This is a genomic window from Neobacillus paridis (assembly GCF_016765675.1).
Taxonomy (GTDB): Bacteria; Bacillota; Bacilli; order Bacillales; family Cytobacillaceae; genus Neobacillus; species Neobacillus paridis.
Map to the genome: position 1 here is coordinate 60,794 of NZ_JAESWB010000211.1, position 6,000 is coordinate 66,793.

Sequence of the window (6,000 nt, forward strand, 5' to 3'; positions counted from 1 at the left end):
ATTAACCTAAAATGAGAGGCTGTCAGATAGGCCGAATATTGAGCACTAGCCTTTGCCTGACAGCCGATTTGTCAAATTATGATCGGAGTTTCCTTTTCGAGTTGGTACGGCTGATCGTATACCTTGATCGATAAACGATCGCCTTCCATCAGTTTAATGACAGTTTGCTCCGTCATTTTTTCCAACTGAAGCCTGCGCCCTCGGTAATGAAGCAAAAAGCGATAACCTTCCCACTTGCCCGGCAGAAGAGGGGCAAAGGAAATCCCTTCCTCCTTGATGCGCAAGCCGGCAAATCCGAATACGATTGACAGCCATGTTCCGCCCATATTCGCCATATGCAGACCGTCCTTCGTGTTTCCATGGGTATTATCCAAATCCAGTCTGGCCGTTTCAATAAAGTATTGATATGCCTTATCTTTATAACCTAGCTTTGAGGCCATGATGCTGAATATGCAGGTGGATAATGAGGAATCATGGGTTGTGACTTTTTCATAATAATGATAGGAATTGCGAATCGTTTCGAGCGATTGTTCGTCTTCCAGTAAAAAGTGTGCCAATACCGTGTCTGCTTGTTTACAAACCTGATAGCGGTAAATCTTCAACGGATGATAATGTAACAATAGTGGAAATTCTTCCTTTGGCGTGGTAGCTAGATCCCACACAGCCTTCTGCAAAAATGTATCATCCTGGGGATTCAGTTTCCTCACCGGATCATAGGGCAAATACATCTGCTCCGCTGCTTTTTGCCAGGATGCCACCTCTTCAGAAGTCAAACCAATTTTTTCGCAGAGGCGGGTCAGCCGCTCAGGAGCTAATTTTTGCAGCAACTGATAAAACATGACGGCCCATTTCAAATTGTGTTTCGCCATCACATTGGTGTAATAGTTATTGTTGACAATACACGTATATTCATCGGGTCCGGTGACAGCATCAATTTTAAACAAATCCCCGTCAAAATGGCCCGTTTCCAGCCATAATCTTGCCGTTTCAAACAGTACCTCAGCACCGTAATCCTTGAAAAACTTCAAGTCCTCAGTAACCAGATAATATTGGATAAAGCTGTAGGCAATATCCGCACTGATATGGTACTGCGCCGAACCGGACGGGTAATAGGAAGAACACTCTGAGCCGGATATCGTCCGCCATGGATATAACGCGCCTTTCCGGTGCCCCATTTCTTTAGCGTGATTCCGAGCATCATCCAGGATCGAATAGCGATATAACAAGAGCCGCTTGGCAATTTCCGGTTGGGTCATTAAAAAGACAGGGAACATATAGATTTCCGTATCCCAAAAGTAATGACCCTCGTAACCCTCACCGGATAAACCTTTGGCAGAAATATTGGAAAATCGGTCTCTTCCTGTAGATTGAAGCAACGAAAATAAGTTGAAACGGATACCTTCCTGGATTGCTTCATCACCTAAAATGACAACGTCAGATAGCTTCCAAAAATCCTCTAAATAAGCGGTTTGCTCCTGCAAAAAGGATTGAAAGTTTTTTCCAGCAAGTTTATTTTGCCGTTCAAAAGCTGAAGTCTGTAAATTTTCCCCATGTCTTAGTGTATCGACAAAAACGCTTTTTTTCTCAAAAGAAGCCTTGCCGGTGAAATCAAAGGAAAATTCTGATTGGATTGCAGTGGCCGCAGGGTAATCCTTTCTTGTATAAGGTACTTCAAGAGAATACACAGCAGCACAAGCCGTTTTTAACTTTGTATTGGTTGTTTCGCATTCGACAAAGGAAATGGAATCGGATTGTTCCGCATGGGTGACGTGTAATAACTTGGCATGTCCTGAGGCGACACGCGGGTCACTTGTATCAACGAAGTTGGCCACATCGCCATTAACGGTCGAAACAATCCGAATCGGCCCGGAATAATCAGATGAATCAATCTCAACTCTTTGGATAAAGACCTCTTGATCAATAAATGACACAAGTCGTTTGAAGTTTAGCTTTATCTGTTTCCCGGAAGGAGAGCGCCACTCGATAATTCTTTCGGAAAATCCTTTATCAAGGTGAAGATGACGTTCAAAGGAGAGGATTTCTCCCTCAGCAATACTAAAACGTTCCGCCCCAAAGAAAAGTTCAATTGTTTGTGCATCGATAATATTTAATAGCTTTTGTTGTGTATCGGGAAAACCAACGTGTCTTTCCCCATAAGGAATGGGCACGGAATCGTGAAAGGCATTAATGTATGTGCCCCGGATCGACTTTTGACCGGAAGGCAAACCTTCTTCAAAATTTCCGCGCACTCCAAGATAACCATTCCCGGTAAAAAAGATACTCTCATCCACCAGGATTTGCGGGTAGTCTGTATGTGAAGAACTAATTTTCCATGACATGCTGTACACCTCTATCTGTTAACGTAAAATCACTCTTTTACCCCGCCGCTTGTAAGCCCGGATACAATTTGCCGCTGGAAGATCAGGACAATAATCAATGTAGGAATGGTCACAATGACCGTTGCCGCTGATACCTGACCCCAAAGAATTTCAAACTGTGTTCTCAGGAAGGATATTCCGACAGGCACGGTGTGATATTCCGCATTCGGATTCAAGGTAATGGTTAAAAGGAATTCATTCCAGGCAGAGATGAATGTAATAATAGCGGTTGTAAACACACCAGGTGCTGCCAACGGGAAAATAATCTTATAAAGTGTTTGAAAAGTCGTTGCTCCGTCCATTTTTGCCGACTCTTCAAGCGCCCCGGGAATTTGATTAAAATGGGTAACCAAAATCCAAACTGCCATCGGCAGTGTAATCGTGGAGTAGGGCAGAACAACGGCATAGGAGTTGAGCCATTTAAGATTTTCAAATAAGTTGTAAACAGGTCCAATCACGACCATTTGCGGAAACATCGAAACAGCCAAAATTAAGCCAAGCAGGATATTTTTCCCTTTAAAATGGAACCGTGAGATGGCATAGGCTGAAAATGTTGCTACGACAATAATGTAAATAGTGGTAGTTGTTGCTACAATTAAACTGTTTTTAATCGAATTTAAGATATTTTTTTCAAACAGAACGGTAATATAGTTTTGGAGCGTTGGTTCTTTAGGAATGACGCGGAAGGCTCCTGTTCCAAATATTTCACCGGATGTTTTAAAGGAAGTAACAAATACCCAGAAAAATGGGAATACCATTGCAATCAAATAAACAACCACAACGATTCCAAAGGTAATCCAAAGCTTTCGTTTTGATGACTGCATCTTCAAGCCCCCCTCCTTAACTTCTTTCCATTAAGTTTGCGCCTAGGAATTTGACAAAGATGATGGCAATAATTGCGACACAAACAAACATGAGCATGACAATAATGGAGCCGTAGCCAAAGTTTGTCTGGCCAAACATGACCTTATAGGCATAGATCGACATCGTTTCGGTTTCGCCTCCAGGTCCGCCACCGGTTAATACATAGATCAAATCAAATACCCGGAAGGCATCTAAAGTCCGGAATAATAGGGCGACTAAAATCGATGGTTTTAACAGCGGCAATGTCACTTTAAAGAAGGATTGAATTTTTGTCGCTCCATCGATAGATGCCGCTTCATATAAATCTTTTGAAATATTTTGCAGCCCGGCAAGCAAAAGCAATGCCATATAAGGTGTGGTTTTCCAGACATCTGCTAAAATGGTCGAGGCCATTGCACCCGACCCGCTAAGCAGCAAATCTTGGGACTTATCAACCAGACCAACCATCTCAAATAAGTGGGCGATGATGCCACTGCTGCCATTGAACAGATAACTCCACATTAAGGCGGCAACCGCTGTTGGAATTGCCCAAGGAATAAGTGAGGTCGTTCGAATCATCCCCTGGCCAAACATGGCTTTATTTAACACCAGTGCAAGACCCAAGCCTAATACTAGTTCAAGAAAAACGGAAATAATCGTAAACACCAATGTATTGCCGAGAGCAATACCGACTCGGGTGTCGCTCAAAGCCTGTTTGTATCCCTGTAAGCCAATGAAGTTCGAAGGAATGACACATTTTTGTAAATCATTGACTACATGGGGTAAATCGTCCTTATGGATCAGTTTGTATTTTTGATTAAGGGATGTCACTAATTCCTTTGCATTCTTGTGCAATTGCTCGATACTTGTTTTTTCCTGTTTGTTGATTTTGATAACGCCTTTTTCGTTTTTATATTTTTGCGCAACAGAGGAAAGGTCTTTGTTGAGGCTGGCAACCCGGTCTTGATCCCCTGCTGCCTTGATGTTTGGCAGATCTTCATCAAGGAACATCGTGAGATACATCTGCGTTTCATTAAAAAGGCTGGCATTAAACCGTTCACTGAGATACAATCCCGCCTTTTGCTGATTGTTTAGACGATAATCAAAAAAGGTATAGGTGAAAGATTGCACGACTGGCCATAAAGAAAAAATGGCAATAAGCAATAATGTTGGAACGATTAACAACCATTCCTTAACCCCCATTTTTCGCATGTTTTCACCTCATTTTTGTTGAATTGATTGAAAGAAAAAGGAGGCTTTCAATAAAGTCAGCCTCCACTATTCGTATAGTTTAAAATGGACTAATTACTTTGCTTTAACTGCATTTTCAATAGCTGTAACGGCTTCATCAAGACCTTTGCCAGAGCTTAAGTATTTATGTGCTGCCACTTGGATTGCATCAGAGGTCTTAGAGTATTCTGCTGAAACCGGTCTTGAAATCGTATTGGTTAACGCTTTTTGGAAGCCAGGGTAGCTTAATAAGGCGTTTGCCTTTTTAACTTCGGCATTGTCTAGCAATGCATTGTAGCCAGGTAGGTATGCACCTTTCGTGGACATAATTTTTTGTCCTTCTTCGCCAGCGGCAAATTTAATGAATTCCCATGCACCGTCAAGATGCTTCGAATTTTTATTCATACCGAGAAGCCATCCGCCTACAGCGTCACCATTTGGTAGTGGGGCAACGCCAACCTGATCTGTTGTTACCGTAACACCGTCTTCTTTACCTTGGATCCGGCCGAATGCATATGGCCAGTTACGCGCAAATACAGCATTTCCTTGTTCAAAAGCAGTAGCGGTTTCGCCTTCCATATAGTTAAGCAGGTCCTTCGGCTCGAACGATGCTTGAGTGAATTTATACATCGCTTCAAGTCCGCCTTTTACATCTTTATATGAATTGGTAAATTCAGTAGCGTTTACCGTTAACCCTTCATACTGCTTCGATTGATAAACAAAACCGTATTTTGCCTTATTTTTGCCAGCATATTTTTGAGCCATTGTATAAAGGTCATTATACGTATAGCTGCCGCTGTCCAGTTTAGCAGCATCTTCTTTACTTACAATATCTTTACGGTAGTAAAGAATTCCTAAGTCTGGGAAGAATGGCAGTGTATATTGTTTACCTTCAAAGCTTCCGGAAGCCATCGACCCGGCGTTAAAATCGGTCTTTTTCAGGCCGTCTTTATTCATTTGAACATCAATTGGCTGTAAATAGCCGGCACCGGCAAATTCACCGGCCCAGACAACGTCCATTGAGATCACGTCATAGTCGGAAGAACCGCTTGATAAAGAAGTTAATAACTGATCGTGCATTTGGGCGGAGTCGTTGGTCATTTCTGTCCATTCAACTTTGTATTTATCTTGCTTTTTGTTAAATGCGGCAATTAATTCTTTTGTCGCTGGAGTGCTGTCTGCCTGGGCTGCAAATTTTATGACAGTTGGTTTGGCAGAGTTGTTGTCAGCTGGCTTTGTATTATCTTTGTTTTTGTCGCCGCTGCAACCAGTAAGTGCAATACTTGCCGCAAAAGAAAACGCTAACAATTTGGTAAACATTTTTTTGCTATGCATTTCTTTGTTTGCCCCCTTTTATGGGTATGAGTAAAATTAATGTGGGCAAAATTTAACCCCTTCATTTGGTGAGGGATTGTCAGATCACTCACCAAATGAAGGGGCCACCAAGCGAAAGCGCGGTAGTGTTCTAAGCTAAATACATGAAAAAGAGGGCTACTCCTTGGTAGAATCATAGTCGACCAAACCCAATCCAAAGGAGGAAGCCCTCATG

4 protein-coding genes are annotated in these 6,000 nt (G+C 42.3%); all 4 read right to left on the reverse strand.

The features are described from left to right. Nucleotides 1-71: 71 nt before the first annotated feature. On the reverse strand, nt 72-2,339 hold the full coding sequence (locus JK635_RS15050; protein WP_202654785.1) for a glycoside hydrolase family 65 protein: 2,268 nt from the start codon (nt 2,337-2,339) through the stop codon (nt 72-74). 29 nt (nt 2,340-2,368) lie between these two features. Beyond that, a complete protein-coding gene (locus JK635_RS15055) occupies nt 2,369-3,202 on the reverse strand; it encodes a carbohydrate ABC transporter permease (RefSeq protein ID WP_202654786.1) in 834 nt (277 codons plus the stop codon). A gap of 16 nt (nt 3,203-3,218) precedes the next feature. After that, nucleotides 3,219-4,433, reverse strand: coding sequence for a carbohydrate ABC transporter permease (locus JK635_RS15060; protein WP_202654787.1), 1,215 nt, complete (start codon nt 4,431-4,433; stop codon nt 3,219-3,221). Nucleotides 4,434-4,526: 93 nt separating this feature from the next. Continuing rightward, complete coding sequence (locus tag JK635_RS15065; protein ID WP_202654788.1) at nt 4,527-5,786, reverse strand: extracellular solute-binding protein; 1,260 nt, start codon at nt 5,784-5,786, stop codon at nt 4,527-4,529. Nucleotides 5,787-6,000: the final 214 nt, after the last annotated feature.

Excerpts from the sequence above, each read along its gene's own strand:
- JK635_RS15050 (WP_202654785.1), bottom strand. The coding sequence starts at position 2,339 with ATGTCATGGAAAATTAGTTCTTCACATACAGACTACCCGCAAATCCTG.
- JK635_RS15055 (WP_202654786.1), bottom strand. The coding sequence starts at position 3,202 with ATGCAGTCATCAAAACGAAAGCTTTGGATTACCTTTGGAATCGTTGTG.
- JK635_RS15060 (WP_202654787.1), bottom strand. The coding sequence starts at position 4,433 with ATGCGAAAAATGGGGGTTAAGGAATGGTTGTTAATCGTTCCAACATTA.
- JK635_RS15065 (WP_202654788.1), bottom strand. The coding sequence starts at position 5,786 with ATGCATAGCAAAAAAATGTTTACCAAATTGTTAGCGTTTTCTTTTGCG.